The following is a 17,893-nucleotide window of genomic DNA, read 5'->3' as shown; positions in this document are numbered from 1 at the left end:
ATTCAGAATGGCCAATAAACTCTTCGAGCAAGTAGGGGGAACCATTCGGGTCAAGCTGGGCGGCAAGAATCAGGAAAAGGTAATAAATATGGCCAGCGCCAGAGGGATATATATATGGGACATCAAGCGAAATGGACCGGATCTGAACTTGAAGGTAAGAAGCAGTGCCTTCAAAGCCTTGCAGACCATAGCTGAAGAAAATGGTTTTGCATTGGATGTTACCGAAAAAAAAGGCCTGCCTTTCTACGGCAATATCATAAGAAAAAGGATGGGCTTTTTAGGCGGCGCTTTGTTGTTTATTATGGCTCTGTACCTGCTGTCTTCATTTGTATGGTTTATTGATGTAACCGGAAATAAAAAGGTAGACAGCAAAAAAATTATTCTCACCGCCGCCCGGCACGGGGTCTATCAGGGAGCGGCCAAGTGGAACTTTAGGCGAACTGAGGTAGAACAGCATATACTGCAGGATATCAGTGAACTTACCTATGTGAAACTGGATATCAAAGGGGTTAGGGTGCAGATTCAGGTGGTTGAGAAAATTCTGCCTCTTCAGGACGGCAGGCCTTGCCATATCGTAGCGAGCAAGGAAGGGGTTATAGATGATATTTTAGTGTTGGAAGGCGAAGCTAGAGTTAAACCTGGGGATGTGGTATCAAAAGGGGATATACTAATCTCCGGGGTGGTTGTCCCCCAAAAAAGTCCATATGTGCCCGAAGAAGAACAGGAAGTACCGGAACCATATATTGTTCAGGCCCGGGGGGAGGTCAAAGCGCGGGTCTGGCATGATGGCTATGGGGAATGCCAGCTGCGCACTGAGAAGCTGCTGGTCGGCCACAGGAAAAAATCTTACTATAACATTATTACTCCTTATGGCAGCATAGCGCTTTCTGGTGCTGAAACTAAACCGTTTGCACACTTCATAAAGAAGACCTCCCGGAAAACCTTCTGGACAATATGGGGGGAATGTGGCGTTAATAAAGTACAGTACCAGGAAACCATACCGCAAGTGCGGGAATACACTGAGGAACAGGCTTTAAAAATCGCCCGTCAAAAGGCAGTAAATAACGCGCGGGAAAAATTGGAACCTAATGCGCCCGTCATAAATATGCGTATAAAAATACTGTCATCACCCAGTGAAGATATTATACGGGTCAAAGCCTCACTGGAGTGTTATGAAAACATAGTGGAGAAACAGCCGATAAATATGGTGCCATAGTCCTAATAAACCACAGGGGCTTTTTATATCACATATATATATGATATAATGGCCTAAATAAAATCCTGAATACTTAACGGAGGGATGGGTATTTGACAGAGAAAGAAACCCGGGTGAAAATTAAGAATAATGGCGAAGCTGCCATATTTTTTGGTATTGGTGATGAGACTTTCCGCCATCTGAAAAGCATTTGCAAGGCGGAATTATATGCCCGGGGTTCAGAGATATATGTCAGGGGCAGCAGCGAAGATGTAGATGTTGCAGTTGAACTTATTTACAGCATCCTTGATTTCATTGACAGTGAAAAACAATTGACTATTAATGATATTAATTACATGCACAACCTGCTGCAAAGAGGAGACAAGCCCCAACATCGCGATATTCTGTCCGGTTCTATCCTGAATACTGTACGGGGCAAAGCCATTAAGGCCAAGACCCTGGGGCAAAAAAGGTATGTTGAAGCTATCATCCGGGATGATATTGTGTTTGCCATCGGCCGGCGGGAACAGGTAAGACCTATCTGGCAGTGGCTCTGGCGGTATATGCTTTAAAAAACCGTGATGTGGAAAGGATTGTTCTGGTAAGACCCGCGGTTGAAGCGGGTGAAAAGCTGGGCTTCCTGCCTGGGGACTTCATCGAAAAAGTAAATCCCTACCTGCGTCCTCTGTATGACAGCCTTTTTGATATTCTGGGAGTAGAAGTCACCCAGCGTTATTTGGAGAAAAATATTATTGAGGTAGCACCTTTGGCTTATATGCGCGGCAGGACATTGAACAGCGCCTTTATTATTCTTGATGAAGCTCAAAATACAACTCCTCAGCAGATGAAAATGTTTTTGACCCGGCTGGGTTTTGGTTCTAAAGCGGTAATAACAGGGGATATTACTCAGGTAGACTTGCCTAAAGAAGAATATTCTGGCTTAATTGAAGTACAAAAGATTCTGGGGCAGGTCAAAGGGGTTTCTTTCGAGTATTTAAGCAAAGAAGACGTAATCAGGCATCCTCTGGTGCAAAAAATTATTGATGCCTATGAGGCTTATGAAGCCATAGAAAATTTTAATCATTAAATCATCCGGTTAGTTAGTTTTGGCCACTTCTTATGAGGAGCGTTGGCATGAAGATACCTGGTATCCTGGTGATTGCAGGCCGCAGATTATTAACATTCCTGAAACAATCCAGCACTAAAAAGGTTCTGGGGCTACTGTTTTTCTTTGCCGTAACCATTTTGATTTTATTCAGCAAGTTCAGTCCCAAGCAGGTGATGTTGAAACCTGATGAGGTTGCTCAGCAGGATATACAATCAAATATTACCGCGGTGGTAATTGACCAGAGACAGACCATGACCTTGAAACAGCAGGCTGCCTCCCGGGTGCAGAAGGTCTACCAGGAGGACAAGTATGCTCTTACTGCTACCCAGGATGAGATAAATAATTTTTTTGCCGCTATTAATGAGATATTAGCTTCATCATCGCCGGATACAAAAACCCGTCTAAAGGAACTCCTGGATAGCAATAAGCATAACGGACAATTTAAAATCAGATACAGCAGCTCTCAATTAGCGAGTTATTTGACTAATGCCCGTCCTCAGGATTTGGAGCAGATGAGGCTTACCTCTTTGAGTATCGTGGCCGGGGTTATGGAGCAGCCGGTAACTGAAGAGGCTATTGGCGGACTGGAAGAACAGGTCAATAATAGCATCGGACAACTGGCTTTCGTACCTCAAGCCCAGGATATAATGAAGCTTATCTGTATCAATTCCTTAAGACCCAATTTGGTGTTTAATGAGGAGGCAACCAATCAAGCTAGAAAAGAAGCCATGGATGCTGTCAAACCAGTGCAGAAGACCGTAAAGGCCGGGGAAATTATTGTGCACCGGGGTGAACGGGTTACTCCGGAACAGATTTCAACATTAGAACAACTGGGCATTCAACGCAGCCGCAGCTATCCTCTGACTTTAGTCGGTTCCGCTTTGTTTGTACTGCTGACATTTTGGCTGAGCATTGACTTTTTGCGGCGCTATTACCGCAAGATTTACGAAAACGACTCATTAATGCTCTTAATAGGTTTAATATTCATATTAGTGCTTTCCATTACCCGGGTTTTAACCATTATCAGACTGGGCGACCAGCCGGAAATAAACGCGCTTACCGGATATCTGGCGCCGGTTGCGGCAGGTTCAATGCTGGTGGCCATCTTGTTGGAGAATCGCCTGGCCTATTTCCTGACCATGATTATGGCGGTTTATGTGGGCTTGATAACTGAAGGCAACCAGTTGTTTTACGCTATAACAGCCTTCGTAGGAGGCACCGTAGGCGTTTTTCAGGTTTACCGCTTAAGTCAAACCTCAGACCTGGCCAAATCGGGTGTATATATAGCTCTGGTTAATATAATAACGATTTTTACCCTTACCCTTATTGGCGGCAACGTAAACCTGCATTTGCTTTTAGTAGCTGGTATAATTGGGGCAGTAAATGGTATACTGTCGGCAGTCCTGATGATAGGAGCCCTGCCCTATCTCGAAACAAGCTTTTCCATTACCAGTATGATTAAATTGCTGGAACTGGCCAATCCCACCCATCCGCTTTTAAAGCAGCTGCTTTTAGAAGCGCCCGGTACCTACCATCACAGTCTGATGGTAGCTAATCTGGCCGAAGCTGCTGCTGAACCCATAGGCGCTAATCCCTTGCTGGTCAGGGTGGGTTCTTATTATCATGATATAGGGAAAATAAAACGAACTGATTATTTTGTAGAAAACCAGCGCGGCTATGAAAACCCGCATGAGAAAATAGCGCCGGCCTTAAGTGCCTTAATCATTACTTCACATGTGCGTGAAGGGGTGGAACTGGCGCGAGAAGCCCGGCTGCCCCAGATTATCATAGATTTTATTGAACAGCATCACGGCACCAGCCTGGCCAAATTTTTCTACAGCCGGGCACTTGAAGAAGACCGTGAAGGCACTATCAGCGAAGAAAATTTCCGTTATGAAGGACCAAAACCCCAGAGCAGGGAAGTAGCTTTGGTAATGTTGGCAGATTCAGTGGAAGCGGCGGTTAAATCTCTGCAAGATCCCAATCCGGAACGAATCAGAAATATGGTTCGTCGCATAATAAAGGACAAGCTGAACGATGGCCAATTAGAAACCAGCGACTTGACATTTAAAGACCTGGACACCGTGGCCGGTTCATTCTGCCAGATGCTGGAGGGTATATACCATAAACGCATAGAATACCCGGAAATCATCGTGCGGGAATTTGAAAAAAGGAGAGAAAAGCATGGAGGCCATGATCATAAATCAGCAGAATAAGATAGTATACACCAGGGAAATGCAGCAAGTAATAATGACTGTGATCAATGCGGTGGCCAAGTTGGTTCGTCTGCCGAAAAATACTGAGGTCAGCGTTATGGTCGTTGACAACAGCTATATACAGGAATTGAATTTTATTTACCGCCAGCAGAACCGTCCGACAGATGTCTTATCATTTGCTATGAATGAATTAGGTGAAGATGAACCCGACTATGATTTCGGCGGTGATGTAAACGTACTGGGCGATATTGTCATTTCGCTGGAACAGGCTCAGGTGCAATCCGAGGAGTATGGACACTCGCTGAACCGGGAACTGGGGTATCTGGTTGCTCATGGTATGCTGCATTTATTGGGCTATGATCATGAAACCGAAGATGAGAAAAAACTCATGCGCAATCTGGAAGATAAGATCATGCATTCCGTAAAACTGGAAAGGTAGAATTGATGGGCAGCGGTAATCTCGGGGAGAGTTTTGGACATGCTGTTTCAGGCATGGTCCAGGCGTTTGTTTCCCAGCGCAATATGAAAATTCATGGACTGGCAGCATTAATCTCCGTTTCGGGTGGTTTTCTTTTTAGACTGAATAGATTAGAATGGGGAATGCTGATTTTAACAATATTTTTTGTCCTGGTAAGTGAAACTATTAACACCAGCGTAGAAAAAACAGTTGATTTGGTAACTCTGGAATACCATCCCCTGGCCAAAGCAGCGAAAAACCTGGCGGCGGGCGCAGTCCTGCTCAGTGCCATCAACGCAGTAATAATGGGATTCATAATCTTTGGCCCCCATATATTTTAATTCAACCACAGGAGACACAACCCACATATGGATACAGATGTTCACAGATAGGGTGTTTTGGAGATCCACTAAACAGTTAATTACTTTTAAGATGAAAATAGATTATGCTAGATTGCATTTATAGACCTTTTATTACTAAAAAATAATCTGTGTGTATCGGTGTAAAATCTGTGTGATTCTGTGGCAATTAACTCCCCGGAGTGTTATGACCAATGAGGAACTGATAGCCAAAGCCCGGCAAGCACAACAAAACGCCTATGCGCCCTATTCGGGGTTTAAGGTAGGTGCGGCATTGCTGAGCGGTGATGGGAAAGTCTTCACCGGCTGCAATGTGGAAAACGCTTCATATGGATTGAGTGTATGCGCAGAACGAACAGCAATATTTAAAGCCGTAAGCGAAGGCATAAAGGAATTTGCTGCCATGGCCATAGCAGGCAGCGGGGAAGGGTTTATTTACCCGTGCGGAGCCTGCCTGCAGGTTCTGGCCGAATTTGCTCCCGAAATCAAACTAATTATTACCGATGAAAAAAACCGGAGCAAAGAATATAATTTACAGGAGATGTTACCCCGGCTTTTTGTTTTGCGTTAATTAGGAGGTTAATCGTGAAATCAGGGTTTGTAAGCATTGTGGGCCGTCCCAATGTAGGAAAGTCCACATTAATGAATGCAATAATCGGAGCCAAGATAGCTATAGTAACCCAGAAACCTCAAACGACCCGAACCCGCATCCAGGGAATCTATACCTGTGACCAGGGCCAGATAATTTTTGTGGATACCCCGGGAATACACAAACCCCAGCACCTGTTGGGCGAATATATGGTCAAGGTATCAACGCGCAGTTTGGAAGAGGTAGATATTATATACTATATGACTGATGTGACCAGGCCGTTCGGCGGAGGAGAACAGTTTGTAATAAACCACCTTAAGGATGCGTCAGTACCGGTTTTCTTGCTGGTAAATAAAATAGACCTGGTAGAATCTGATCAGGTGGAATCTTTTATCGAGAGCTTTACCAACCAGATGAAATTTGCGGAGATTATTGCTTTATCCGCCCGGCAGGGTACCAACCTCCCGGGTTTATTGGAGACCACTTTTAAGGCTCTGCCGGAAGGTCCCTTATATTACCCGCAGGACGACCTGACAGATCAGCCGATTTCCTTTATTGCCGCTGAATTGATTCGGGAAAAGGCCTTGATCTTAACCCGTGATGAAATACCACATTCCCTGGCGGTAGAGGTGGAGGAGTTCAAACAGCAATCTGCGGGCAAGGTTTACTTGCGAGCGGTGATTTACACCGAGAGGGATTCGCAAAAAGGCATTATTATCGGTAAAAACGGGCAGATGTTAAAAAGTATCGGAGAACAATCCCGGCACGAGATTGAACGCTTGCTGGATACTCAGGTATACCTGGATTTATGGGTTAAGGTTAAGAAAAACTGGCGTGACAATGAGAGCAACCTTAATCAGCTCGGTTTCAGGTTGTGAGGTGAAAAATGCTTCCTGCCTATTTGGACAGTACCAATTTACAGGCGGCTTGCAGCCAGAAGGATATAGAACATCTGTGCGAAGAAGCAAAAAAGTATGGCATGGCCGCGGTGTGTATTAATCCCTGCCGCTTGCCGCAAGCTCGGGATTTGCTTGCAAACAGCGGGGTTAAGCTATGTACGGTGATCGGTTTTCCTCTGGGTGCCGACAGGACAGAGACCAAGGTAAACGCAGCCAGGATGGCGCTTGAAGATGGAGCCCAGGAACTGGACCTGGTTATGAATATCGGCAGATTTAAGGACCGGGAATACATAAACGCTGCTCAAGAAATTGCAGCCCTGCTGCACCTTAAAAACGAATACAGGTTTATCTTGAAAGTGATTGTGGAAAGCGCATTGTTGAGCCCGCAGGAACTGGTCAGGGCTACGCAAATGGTTGGGGACAGCGGGGCGGATTTCATCAAAACCTCCACCGGCTTTTCCACCCGGGGGGTCAGCTGGAGGATATAGAAATTATAAAGGCTAATAAGCCGGATAACCTGAAAATCAAAGCCAGCGGGGGCATCAAGGAACTTGATTTTGCCCTGCGGTTGATTGAGGCCGGGGCTGACAGGATAGGCAGCAGCAGCGCGGGGCGCCTGGCAGAGGAGTATTTGTTAAGGGGAGGACGATGAGGAGTCGTCCTTTTTGTGTATTTAAAGAAACTATATTTTTTGCTTATATTGATGGCTGTATATACGGCCGTAATGATCGAATACCCTTGTGATGCCATGAAAGAGTTTGGGTATTATCAGGGTCTGGAATTATATGCGCGGTACGTCAGCAGCCACGCTAGAGCGATGGTTTTGTACAACCCGGGTTTGAGGATGCTGCCACAGTCTGAATTTCGCATAGCGGCAGTGCTTCCCGGCAACTACCAAGATTACCCTCAGCAATTAACCCGGCTTCTGGATGCCAGATACAACGCCATCGTAGAATGTTCGCAAACGGACAGCTGGCACAGCAGCCCGCAAGGGCAGGCATACCTGCGCAGGATGAGGGATAATTGCTACCGGGTGGTGGTTTTTGACGGAGGTCATCACCTGCCCAGCCTGGGATTAGCGCCGGACATAATCATTGTCCCTGAACTGGGCGGATACGCCGTCCATGCTGAAATGACTGACGGGATATCAGTTCAGCGTATCCTGGAGATGGTGCGGGAGGCCGGCTGCCCGGTTATGGTAGTAAAGATTCCCCGCTGGGGACTGGTTAAAAACGAAACCTCCCTGGCAAATATAACCAAAACCGTTTTGCAAAATAATACCCGGTTCAGGAGGGATGAAACATTTAATCCCGTGGCTTGTCCGCGTATGAGCAAATACGGCGGCAGTATCTTTGCCTGGGTGAACCGGGATTATATCAGAGACCGGAAATGCCTGGCCAGAAGAATTGAATCTCTGGGATTAGACGATGTAAAACGGGTTTATCTGGCTTTTGATTATCATTATATTGGAACCGATGAAGCTGACAATATCTGTTGCAATCTGAGTCACAGGTTTAGAATTAAAGTAGAAAGGGTTAATGACCCGGTTAAAGTGGCCAATGTACTTTTTTGGAGTGGAAGATAATGTATTACCGCAGCCGGGCTATAGTATTAAAATCAATAAATTATCGTGATACCGATAAGCTGGTCAGCCTTTTTACCGAAGAAAAAGGCAAGGTGCGTTCTATTGCCCGCGGGGTTCAGAAGCCTAAAAGCAGCTTGCGGGCCTGCACTCAGCCCTTCTGTCATTCTATGCTTCACCTCAGCTCCGGACGGGAACTCGACATTATTACCCAGGGCAAACTCATCGATTTCTATGGCAACAGCCGCGAGGATGTGGTTTTAAGCCTGCACTCTCTCTACATAATGGAACTTATCGATAAAGCCCTGCTCGATAAAATGCCCATGCCGGAGTTATATTCGTGCGCTCTTTCTGTTCTGGAATATCTGGATAAAAAAGGCTTCAACCCTCTGGTCTTGCGGTACTTTGAACTGCAATTACTGGCAGGGTTAGGATATGGACCGTTGCTTGATGCTTGCTGCGGCTGCGGCAGAAAGGATGTGAAAAAGCCCGTATTTAACCTGGCCCAGGGGGGGATTTTTTGCGAATCCTGCCTGGATGTATCTCTGCACAACGTTTATCTGAATGGTGAAAGCCTGGCGGTTTTACGTTTGCTGGCTTGCGGCGGCCTGGCTGCTTTGAACCGGCTTAAAGTCTCGCCGGCGGCTTTAAAGCAAATTGAGCATATACTAGAATTAGATCTTGAGTATCACCTGGAAAGAAAGTTCAATATGAAAAAAACTATTCAGCTTATAAATAAAAGCCAGTAAAGATGATTTACAGGTCAGGTAAGGGCTAGTGTGTGGAGAAATTTACCGTAAAAGAATGACTTACTCAACTTGCGCATTAGAATTTGTATAAACAATAAAACCTCTGAAAACTGACTATTTATTAGGGAGGTAAGTTTTATGCAGAAGACTGAGAGCATTGCCGATAAATTCAAAACCTTTCTCAACAATATTAAAGTCGATAACCACGATATTATTATCCAGCGCGGCAAGGAAATCGCCTTGGCGGTAAACAATTATTACTGGCATATAAAATCAGATACCCGCAACGTGTTTTATCTCGGTTCCTTTGGCCGGGATACCGCCATAAATGAGCTGGATAACGTAAATATAATGGTGGTATTACCCTTGCAAATCTATGAACGCCTGGCAAAATGGCCGGGTAATGTGCAGCGCACCCTTTTGCGGGAAACCAGGGATTTCATGAGTAAGATTAATGCTGATGCTTTTATAAATGATGAACACTGCCTGATGATGCCATACAAAGAAAAACCCCTGGTGGAGGTGATTCCCGCTTTCGCTGTCCCGAAAAAGAATGGATACATATATCCCGATCCTTCCGAGGGAGGACGCTGGCAGGAGTTCAATCCCATCAGGGAAATTGAAGTTATAGATGAATATAATTATAAATACGGCGGTAAGGTCAAACATATTGCCCGCATGACCCGAGCCTGGAAGTTCACGCATAAGGTGGTTATGCCCAGCATGCTCATTGATACCATGGCCATGAATTTCATGGAGGACTGGGAAGGAGCCGAAGTATCCTATGGTTACTACGGCAATATGATGATGGACTTTATGGAATACCTGGCTGGAAGACGCAAGGAACAGCTTGATTGGTATGCCAAAGGCAGCAACCGTAAACTGCACCGGGAAGATGATTTTGGCGCACCCGCCAATGACGCCTACAAAAAAGCGGTGGAAGCATTATCCTACGAGGAAAAAGGTGAGAGCTATAACGCCAACCGCTGCTGGAAAGAAATCTTCGGCGAGAAATTCCCGGGGTAGGACATTACCTCGGAATTGACAAGGGCGGGGCAGGCTGATAAACTAATTGTGATTTTGTACAACTAAATAACTACAGCGATGAAAAAGAGGAGTAAAAAAACGTACACCTTTACAGAGAGCCGGGGAAGCTGGAAACCGGCAGGCTGGTTTTTTGAAGGCGCTTTGGAGCTGCGGGAGGAACGCCGTAACAACGGTCAGTAAAACCCGGCAAATGAAGGTGGGCTTACAGCCAAATCAGGGTGGAACCGCGGTTAGAAACCGTCCCTGTCCGCAAGGACAGGGCTTTATTTTTTGAAGGAGGTTGTGATGTTGACTTTTCAGGAGATTATATTGAAATTGCAGAATTTTTGGGGCCGCCAGGGTTGTATAATTCAGCAGCCCTACGATATGGAAAAAGGTGCCGGCACTATGAATCCGGCCACGTTCCTGCGCTGCCTGGGGCCTGAACCATGGAACGTAGCCTATGTAGAACCCTCGCGCCGCCCCACCGACGGCAGGTACGGCGAAAACCCCAACCGTTTGCAGCATTACTATCAATACCAGGTAATACTAAAACCATCCCCGGATGATGTTATTGATCTCTATTTGGAAAGCCTGCGTGAACTGGGTATCGAAGCTGAGAAACACGATATCAGACTGGTGGAAGACAACTGGGAATCTCCGACTCTTGGAGCCTGGGGCCTGGGCTGGGAAATCTGGCTGGATGGTATGGAAATAACCCAATTTACCTATTTCCAGCAGTGCGGCGGCTACGACTGTTATCCGGTATGCGCGGAAATCACCTACGGCCTGGAACGCATCGCCATGTATATTCAGAACCGGGAAAGCGTTTTTGATATCGAATGGGTGGAAGGCATCACCTATGCGGATGTACATCACCAGTCCGAGGTGGATTATTCCCGTTACAATTTTGAACTGGCGGACGTGAACAGCCTGATGACCATGTTCAGGCTTTGCGAACAAGAGGCCCAGCGGATAGCGGCCGAACATCTGCCCCAGCCGGCCTATGATTATGTCCTGAAATGCTCGCACCTTTTCAACCTGCTTGATGCCCGCGGGGCTATCAGCGTAACCGAACGCACCGGTTATATCGGCAGGGTGCGCAATCTGGCCCGGCTGGTGGCAGGTGAATACCTGGAACAACGCAAAGCCATGCGTTACCCGCTTATAAAAGATGAAAATCTCAGGAAACAATTCTTGAGCGAGGAGGAGGTCGGCTAATGGCTAAGGATTTATTGCTGGAAATCGGGGTGGAGGAACTCCCCTCCGCATATATGGAAAAAGCTATCGATGACTTGCAGAACCTGGCCGAAAAAAAACTGGGTGAAGCCAGGTTAAAATACAGTTCGCTGCAATGCTATGGCACTCCGCGCCGCTTAACCCTTTATGTGCAGGGCTTGGATGAGAAGCAGGCGGATGCCTGATCGAAAACCGGGGGCCTAAAAAAGAAGCGGCTTACACCGCTGATGGCCAGCCCAGCAAGGCCGGTCTTGGTTTTGCCCGCGGCCAGGGGATGGCCTTTGAGGACTTGGAAATTCGTGAAGCAGGCGGAGCAGAATATTTATACGCCGTTAAAAAGGAAAAAGGCCAGCCCGCCCTGCAGGTACTGCCTAATCTGCTGCCGGAAATCATTACTGCCTTGGTTTTTCCGAAATCTATGCGCTGGGGCTATTATAACACCCGGTTTGCCCGCCCTATTCGCTGGCTTTTAGCCTTGTTTGATGATAAAGTAATCGAATTCTCGATAGATAATATCAACAGTTCACGGCAAACCTGCGGGCATCGTTTTCTCTCCAAAGGCTTCCTGAGCGTAAAAGATACAGCGGAATATTTTGAAATACTAAAACAGAACTACGTTATTCTGAACCAGCAGGAACGCAAAGATATCATCTGGAAACAGGTAGTTGAAGTGGCCGCGGCCCAGGGGGGTACAGCCATGGAGAATCCAGAGCTGCTGGAGGAGGTAACCCATCTGGTGGAATATCCCACCGCTTTTTATGGAAGCTTTTCACCTTCATACCTGGAGGTTCCCCCTGAAGTACTGACCACCAGCATGATTGAACACCAGCGTTATTTCCCGGTCTACGATCAGACAGGTAAGTTGATGCCCGGTTTTATAGGGGTCAAAAACGGCATCGCCTACAGCATGGAACTGGTGACAGCCGGTAATGAAAGGGTGCTGAAAGCCAGGCTGGAAGACGCGTTGTTCTTCTGGAAGGAAGATACCAAAAAAGCCCTGCAGGATATGGTGGCGGGCTTAAAAGACGTCATGTTCCATGAACGCTTGGGCAGCCTGATGGATAAAGTACAGCGGTTGGAAAATCTGGCCGTTAAGATGGGCGAACTGCTTTCTATAAGTAATCCAGTTCGTTTGCAGCGGGCCGCTTATCTGTGCAAAGCCGACCTGCTCAGTGCCATGGTATACGAATTTCCCGAACTGCAGGGAATAATGGGGCGCTACTATGCGCTACAGAGCCATGAAGATCAGGAAGTAGCCGCAGCCATTCTTGAACATTATATGCCGCGTTTTGCCGGCGACAGGCTGCCGGCAAGCTCAACGGGCATAGTCTTAAGTTTAAGCGAAAAAATTGATAACCTGGTGGGCTGTTTTGCTATAGGCATCAAACCGACCGGTTCTCAGGACCCTTACGCCCTGCGGCGCCAGGCTCTGGGTCTGGTGAATATTATCCTCGAACATCACCTGGTGTTCAAGCTGGATGAAGTCCTGAATTTGGCATATGAAGCCTTCATTCCAATCAAACCCAAACTGAGCCAGGCCGATACCGCAGCTGAGTTAATGGAGTTTATCGTTCAGCGCTTGCGCGGGATTCTGTTGGAACAAGGCATCTCCTACGACGTTATTGATGCGGTTTTTGCCAAACCCTCATCTGATTTAAGCGATTTGGCGAGAAGAGCAAAGATGCTGCAGCAATTTAAAGGCAATGATTACTATCAGGACTTTATGGTGGTTTACAACCGTTCCCATAACCTGTCCCGCAAATGGGAATCTGCAGAAGTGAATGCTGCAGTTTTGGCGGATGATTGCGACAAAGAACTCTTCCAGGCTATTAAAGGACTTAAGGGGCAGGTGGAAGCCAGTCTCAACAAACAGAATTACGAACAGGCTTTGCAGGACCTGGCCAGCCTGCGCCCTGTACTGGACAGATTTTTTACAGCAGTCATGGTGATGGCAGAGGATGAGTCCCTGCGTAATGCACGTCTGGGTATGCTGAAGACCATTGCTAATTTATCCCACCAAATTGCCGATTTCAGCAAATTGGTTGATTAAAAAAATAAATAATTTAAACAGGATTTTATTATTTGATATAGTATATATAATTAGTGTATTTTGCATTAAAAAGTATAGCACATAACAGGCGGTGAACAGCATCGAACTGAATGAAAGACAGGAAAAGATACTGGAAATCGTTAAAAACCATGGCCCCATTACTGGGGAAAAGATTGCCGAGTTATTAAATGTGACCAGGGCGGCTTTGCGGCCTGACCTGGCTGTACTGACTATGTCGGGGTTTCTGGAGGCCAAGCCCCGGGTGGGCTATTATTTGAAAAGCGAAGGGGAAAACGAGATTCGCAAGGCCCTGAACAACTACCGAGTGCGGGACATTCAGTCCCTGCCGGTAATATTAAAGGAAAATGCCAGCGTTTATGATGCTATTGTTACCTTGTTTGTGGAGGATACCGGCAGTATATTTATCGTAGACGAAACCAATTACCTGAGCGGGGTGGTTTCCCGCAAAGACTGCTTAAAGACTACGTTAGGACAGGCTGATATACACAAAATGCCGGTCAGTATTATTATGACCCGTATGCCTAATATCATTTGCGCGGGTCTGGATGAAAATGTGGTGGATGTGGTAAAAAAGATTGTGGAACATGAAGTCGACGGACTGCCGGTAGTCAAGACCTACCTGGATTCCGCCGGGGAAGAAAAACTGGAAGTGGTAGGCAGAATAACCAAGACCAATATAGCTCGTCTCTTTTTAGACCTGGCAGCCGAAGGCCGCAGCCCGCATAATGCAGATGTTTGAAGTTTAATTTCACGTTGTATAACGAGGAATAATAATATGGTGGGGTGTAACTGTTCATTCAGCCGCACTGATTCAGTAGTAAGTAAACTGGGTATTAAATACAATATTACGGGGTAAATTGATATCTACCGCCAAGCAGGGCGGGAAGATGGAGGTTAAAATATGAATCATTTGCCGGGAGTATTTATAGTCTCAGATTCGATTGGAGAAACGGCGGAAATGGTAGTCAGGGCCGCTGCCAGCCAGTTCGACTCGGGTAATATGGAAATCAGAAGAATACCCAATATTTCTGATACGGAAACCCTGGATGAGGTGGTTCATCAGGCGGCTGCCAGCAAATTCCTGATAGCATATACTCTGGTAATTGACAACCTGGCAGATCACCTGTGCTGTGAAGCCAAGAAATATGGCGTGCCCTGTGTAGATATTTTAGGGCCGCTGGTAGAGGCTATAGGCGCCGCCAGCCATTTAGAACCCAAAAGGGAACCGGGGCTGTTAAGAAAAATCGATGAAATGTATTACCGCCGGGTGGAAGCGGTAGAATTTGCGGTCCGTTATGATGACGGCAAAGACCCGCGCGGAATTGACCTGGCCGATATAGTTCTGGTGGGAGTGTCGCGCACCTCAAAGACGCCGCTTTCCATGTACCTGGCACATAAGCGCATCAAAGTCGCCAATGTGCCTCTGGTGCCTGAAGTCAATCCCCCCGAAGAATTGTTCCGGGCAGAAAAAGGTAAAGTTATCGGCCTGACCATAAAATTGGAACAACTCAACCAGATTCGGGCTGAACGTTTGAAAACCCTGGGACTAAAAGGACAGGCCAGCTATGCCAATCCTGAAAGAATTTTGGAGGAGATTGAGTACGGTAATAGTATAATGAAAAAGTTGGGCTGCCCGGTAATCGATGTAACCAATCGGGCTGTGGAAGAAACCGCAAGCAAAATATTAGAAATATATTATAGGAGGTTAAGTCATGTCTAGCACGAAGTGGGTGTACTTATTTGAAGAAGGAACTTCTGATATGCGCGGCCTGCTGGGCGGTAAGGGAGCCAATCTGGCGGAAATGACCCGAATAGGGCTGCCGGTGCCTCCCGGTTTTACTATAACTACTGAGGCGTGCAATGCCTACCTGGCGTCAGGCAGCGATTTTCCGGAAGGGACTCTGGACCAGGCATTTGCAGCTTTGCAGAAACTCGAAGCGGCAACTGGAAAAAAATTTGGGGACAAGGCTAATCCCTTGCTGGTTTCAGTCCGCTCCGGGGCAGCTATATCTATGCCCGGCATGATGGATACCATTCTGAACCTGGGTTTAAATGATGAGTCTGTTTTAGGACTGGCGGAGCTGACCGGGGATGAGAGGTTTGCCTATGACTGCTATCGCCGTTTTATCCAGATGTTTTCCAATGTGGTACTGGACATTGAACATGCCCATTTCGATGAAGTAGTGGAGAAACATAAGAGAAAACTCAGCCTGATATTTGATTATGAGATACCGGCTAAAGAATTACAGGAGATCATCAGCGAATATAAAGTTATCGTAAAACAGGCAAAGGGTTTTGAATTCCCGCAAGATGTAAAAGAACAGCTCTTGATGGCTATCAAAGCGGTATTCGATTCCTGGAACAACCAGCGGGCCATCGTTTATCGCAAGATTAACAAAATTGATGACAGCCTGGGAACAGCCGTGAATGTTCAGTGTATGGCATTCGGCAATATGGGGCAGGACTGCGGCACCGGCGTTGCCTTTACCCGTAATCCTTCCACCGGGGAAAAAGAGTTATATGGCGAGTTCCTGGTTAACGCTCAGGGAGAGGATGTAGTGGCAGGCATCAGAACCCCCATGCCTATATCAAAATTAAAAGAAGAGCTGCCGGGAGTGTATCAGCAGTTTGTTGAGACCTGCCAGAACCTGGAGAACCATTACCGTGACCTGCAGGACATAGAATTTACCGTAGAAAAAGGCCGCCTTTTTATGCTGCAGACCCGCAACGGCAAAAGAACCGCGCGCGCCTCAGTGCGAGTGGCGGTGGAAATGGTCAACGAAGGACTAATAACCAAGGAAGAAGCCCTCTTACGTGTAGATGCGGAACAGATTAACCAGCTCCTGCACCGCCAGATAGATCCCGGAGTTAAACTGGAACCCATCGCGGTAGGATTGCCTGCTTCACCGGGGGCGGCTTCCGGCAAGGTGGTATTTGACGCTGACCTGGCTGAAAAGGCTGGTCAAAATGGGGAAAAGGTGGTTTTAGTCAGAGCTGAAACTACTCCTGACGATATTCACGGTATCGTTTATGCACAAGGGGTTTTGACCTCACGGGGCGGGATGACTTCTCACGCTGCGGTGGTGGCCCGCGGTATGGGTAAACCGTGCGTATGTGGCTGTGAAGCGGTCAAAATTGATGTCAACAACGGCTGTTTTTCAGTTAATGATATAGTGGTCAAAGATGGCGATATCATCACTATTGACGGCGCTACCGGCCGGGTTATGCTGGGCGAGGTGCCAATGATTGAACCTACCTTATCGGATGATTTTGAAAAACTCCTGCAATGGGCTGATGAAACCAAGACCCTTACAGTCAGAGCCAATGCCGATACCCCGGTGGATGCGGCCCGGGCCAGAGAATTTGGTGCTGAAGGCATTGGATTGTGCCGGACAGAGCATATGTTTATGGCTCAGGAAAGGCTTCCCATTGTACAGGAAATGATCATGGCAGAGAATCGCGAAGATAGAGAAAAGGCGTTGGCTGGGCTTCTGCCTTTCCAACGGGATGATTTCTACGGGATACTCAAAGCGATGGCTCCATATCCAGTAACCATACGCCTGCTGGACCCGCCCTTGCATGAGTTCTTGCCGGATCGCGAGTCCCTGCTCCTGGAAATTGCGGAGATGAAGCACCAGCATGCGGATGAAAAACTTTTGCTGGAAAAAGAGGAACTGCTGAAGAAGATACATAGCCTTTCCGAGGCTAACCCCATGCTGGGTCATCGCGGCTGCCGCCTGGGATTGACGTATCCTGAAATATACCGCATGCAGGCACGGGCTATTTTTGAAGCCATATTGCTGCTGAAAAATGAGGGCATTAAAACAGAAGCAGAGATTGAGCTGCCGTTGATAATGGATATAACCGAACTTTCCATGTTAAAAGCTGAGATACTGGATGTATATGAAGAGTTCAAAAAGGATACCGGGGCAGAATTGGAATTTGCGGTGGGAACCATGCTGGAATTGCCGCGAGCCTGCCTGGTTACTGATGAACTGGCAACTGAAGCGGAATTCTTTTCTTTCGGCACCAACGACCTGACCCAGACTACTTTCGGGTTCAGCCGCGATGACGCCGAAGGCAAGTTTATCCCGGTTTACATTGAGAAAAAAATAATCAAGGACAATCCCTTCGCGGTCCTGGACCGCAAAGGGGTGGGCAGCCTGATGCGTATGGCCGTGGAAAAAGCCCGCAAGACCAGAGAGGGTGTTTTAATGGGCATCTGCGGTGAACATGGCGGAGAACCCAGTTCTATTGAGTTCTGTCACCTGCTGGGATTGAATTATGTCAGCTGCTCTCCCTACCGTATACCGGTAGCCCGCCTGGCTGCCGCCCAGGCCAGGTTGAAGAACAAATAGATTATTTTAGACGCAGATTAACGCAGACTTCGTTATGATGTACGC

The 17,893-nt window shown here is 47.1% G+C and carries 18 protein-coding genes and 1 other annotated feature; all 18 genes read left to right on the top strand.

The window, feature by feature from the left end:
• Positions 1–7: 7 nt before the first annotated feature.
• The 18 genes from yqfD (at position 8) to ppdK (ending at position 17,848) form a co-directional block, all read left to right on the top strand.
• The gene (gene yqfD / locus JCM14374_RS00195) at positions 8–1,216 is read left to right on the top strand and encodes a sporulation protein YqfD (RefSeq protein WP_054691882.1); all 1,209 of its coding nucleotides are present in this window, start codon (positions 8–10) and stop codon (positions 1,214–1,216) included.
• A 92-nt stretch (positions 1,217–1,308) separates the two neighbouring features.
• Positions 1,309–1,767, top strand: a complete 459-nt coding sequence (locus JCM14374_RS15890; RefSeq protein WP_439646051.1) for a hypothetical protein — start codon at positions 1,309–1,311, stop codon at positions 1,765–1,767.
• Entirely contained in the window at positions 1,743–2,282 is a 540-nt protein-coding gene (locus JCM14374_RS15885; protein ID WP_439646050.1) for a PhoH family protein, read from the top strand. Before JCM14374_RS15890 ends, JCM14374_RS15885 begins: the two co-directional genes overlap by 25 nt.
• A 47-nt stretch (positions 2,283–2,329) precedes the next feature.
• Entirely contained in the window at positions 2,330–4,519 is a 2,190-nt protein-coding gene (locus JCM14374_RS00185; protein ID WP_054691879.1) for an HD family phosphohydrolase, read from the top strand.
• Entirely contained in the window at positions 4,488–4,958 is a 471-nt protein-coding gene (gene ybeY, locus JCM14374_RS00180) for an rRNA maturation RNase YbeY (protein ID WP_083453767.1), read from the top strand. Before JCM14374_RS00185 ends, ybeY begins: the two co-directional genes overlap by 32 nt.
• A gap of 5 nt (positions 4,959–4,963) precedes the next feature.
• Positions 4,964–5,317, top strand: a complete 354-nt coding sequence (locus JCM14374_RS00175) for a diacylglycerol kinase family protein (RefSeq protein WP_054692350.1) — start codon at positions 4,964–4,966, stop codon at positions 5,315–5,317.
• A gap of 205 nt (positions 5,318–5,522) precedes the next feature.
• Positions 5,523–5,906: a cytidine deaminase gene (locus JCM14374_RS00170; protein ID WP_054691876.1), complete on the top strand. Its 384-nt coding sequence runs from the start codon at positions 5,523–5,525 to the stop codon at positions 5,904–5,906.
• Between the two features lie 14 nt (positions 5,907–5,920).
• Positions 5,921–6,802 carry a GTPase Era gene (gene era / locus JCM14374_RS00165; protein WP_083453766.1) on the top strand — a complete coding sequence of 294 codons (882 nt, stop codon included), beginning with the start codon at positions 5,921–5,923 and terminating at the stop codon, positions 6,800–6,802.
• A gap of 8 nt (positions 6,803–6,810) precedes the next feature.
• Positions 6,811–7,311 (top strand): deoxyribose-phosphate aldolase, encoded by a 501-nt coding sequence (gene deoC, locus JCM14374_RS00160; RefSeq protein WP_054691871.1) that lies wholly within the window; start codon positions 6,811–6,813, stop codon positions 7,309–7,311.
• A gap of 179 nt (positions 7,312–7,490) precedes the next feature.
• Entirely contained in the window at positions 7,491–8,408 is a 918-nt protein-coding gene (locus tag JCM14374_RS00155; protein ID WP_054691868.1) for a hypothetical protein, read from the top strand.
• Positions 8,408–9,154: a DNA repair protein RecO gene (gene recO / locus JCM14374_RS00150; protein WP_054691865.1), complete on the top strand. Its 747-nt coding sequence runs from the start codon at positions 8,408–8,410 to the stop codon at positions 9,152–9,154. Before JCM14374_RS00155 ends, recO begins: the two co-directional genes overlap by 1 nt.
• Before the next feature lie 138 nt (positions 9,155–9,292).
• Positions 9,293–10,180: an SMODS domain-containing nucleotidyltransferase gene (locus tag JCM14374_RS00145; protein ID WP_054691862.1), complete on the top strand. Its 888-nt coding sequence runs from the start codon at positions 9,293–9,295 to the stop codon at positions 10,178–10,180.
• A gap of 69 nt (positions 10,181–10,249) precedes the next feature.
• Positions 10,250–10,449: a binding site (T-box leader), on the top strand.
• Between the two features lie 40 nt (positions 10,450–10,489).
• Positions 10,490–11,401, top strand: coding sequence for a glycine--tRNA ligase subunit alpha (glyQ, locus tag JCM14374_RS00140; RefSeq protein WP_054692347.1), 912 nt, complete (start codon positions 10,490–10,492; stop codon positions 11,399–11,401).
• Positions 11,401–11,604, top strand: coding sequence for a glycine--tRNA ligase subunit beta (locus JCM14374_RS14985; RefSeq protein WP_278279201.1), 204 nt, complete (start codon positions 11,401–11,403; stop codon positions 11,602–11,604). The genes glyQ and JCM14374_RS14985 overlap by 1 nt, the downstream gene beginning before the upstream one ends.
• Positions 11,601–13,469, top strand: coding sequence for a glycine--tRNA ligase subunit beta (gene glyS, locus JCM14374_RS00135; RefSeq protein WP_369397259.1), 1,869 nt, complete (start codon positions 11,601–11,603; stop codon positions 13,467–13,469). Before JCM14374_RS14985 ends, glyS begins: the two co-directional genes overlap by 4 nt.
• Before the next feature lie 100 nt (positions 13,470–13,569).
• Positions 13,570–14,229, top strand: coding sequence for a transcriptional regulator CcpN (gene ccpN, locus JCM14374_RS00130; RefSeq protein WP_083453793.1), 660 nt, complete (start codon positions 13,570–13,572; stop codon positions 14,227–14,229).
• Between the two features lie 162 nt (positions 14,230–14,391).
• On the top strand, positions 14,392–15,210 hold the full coding sequence (locus JCM14374_RS00125; protein ID WP_054691853.1) for a pyruvate, water dikinase regulatory protein: 819 nt from the start codon (positions 14,392–14,394) through the stop codon (positions 15,208–15,210).
• On the top strand, positions 15,203–17,848 hold the full coding sequence (ppdK, locus tag JCM14374_RS00120; RefSeq protein ID WP_054691850.1) for a pyruvate, phosphate dikinase: 2,646 nt from the start codon (positions 15,203–15,205) through the stop codon (positions 17,846–17,848). Before JCM14374_RS00125 ends, ppdK begins: the two co-directional genes overlap by 8 nt.
• Positions 17,849–17,893: the final 45 nt, after the last annotated feature.

The sequence above is a fragment of the Syntrophomonas palmitatica JCM 14374 genome (genome assembly GCF_001311885.1).
GTDB classification, from domain to species: domain Bacteria; phylum Bacillota; class Syntrophomonadia; order Syntrophomonadales; family Syntrophomonadaceae; genus Syntrophomonas_A; species Syntrophomonas_A palmitatica.
This window is presented reverse-complemented; position numbering and strand designations above follow the sequence as displayed.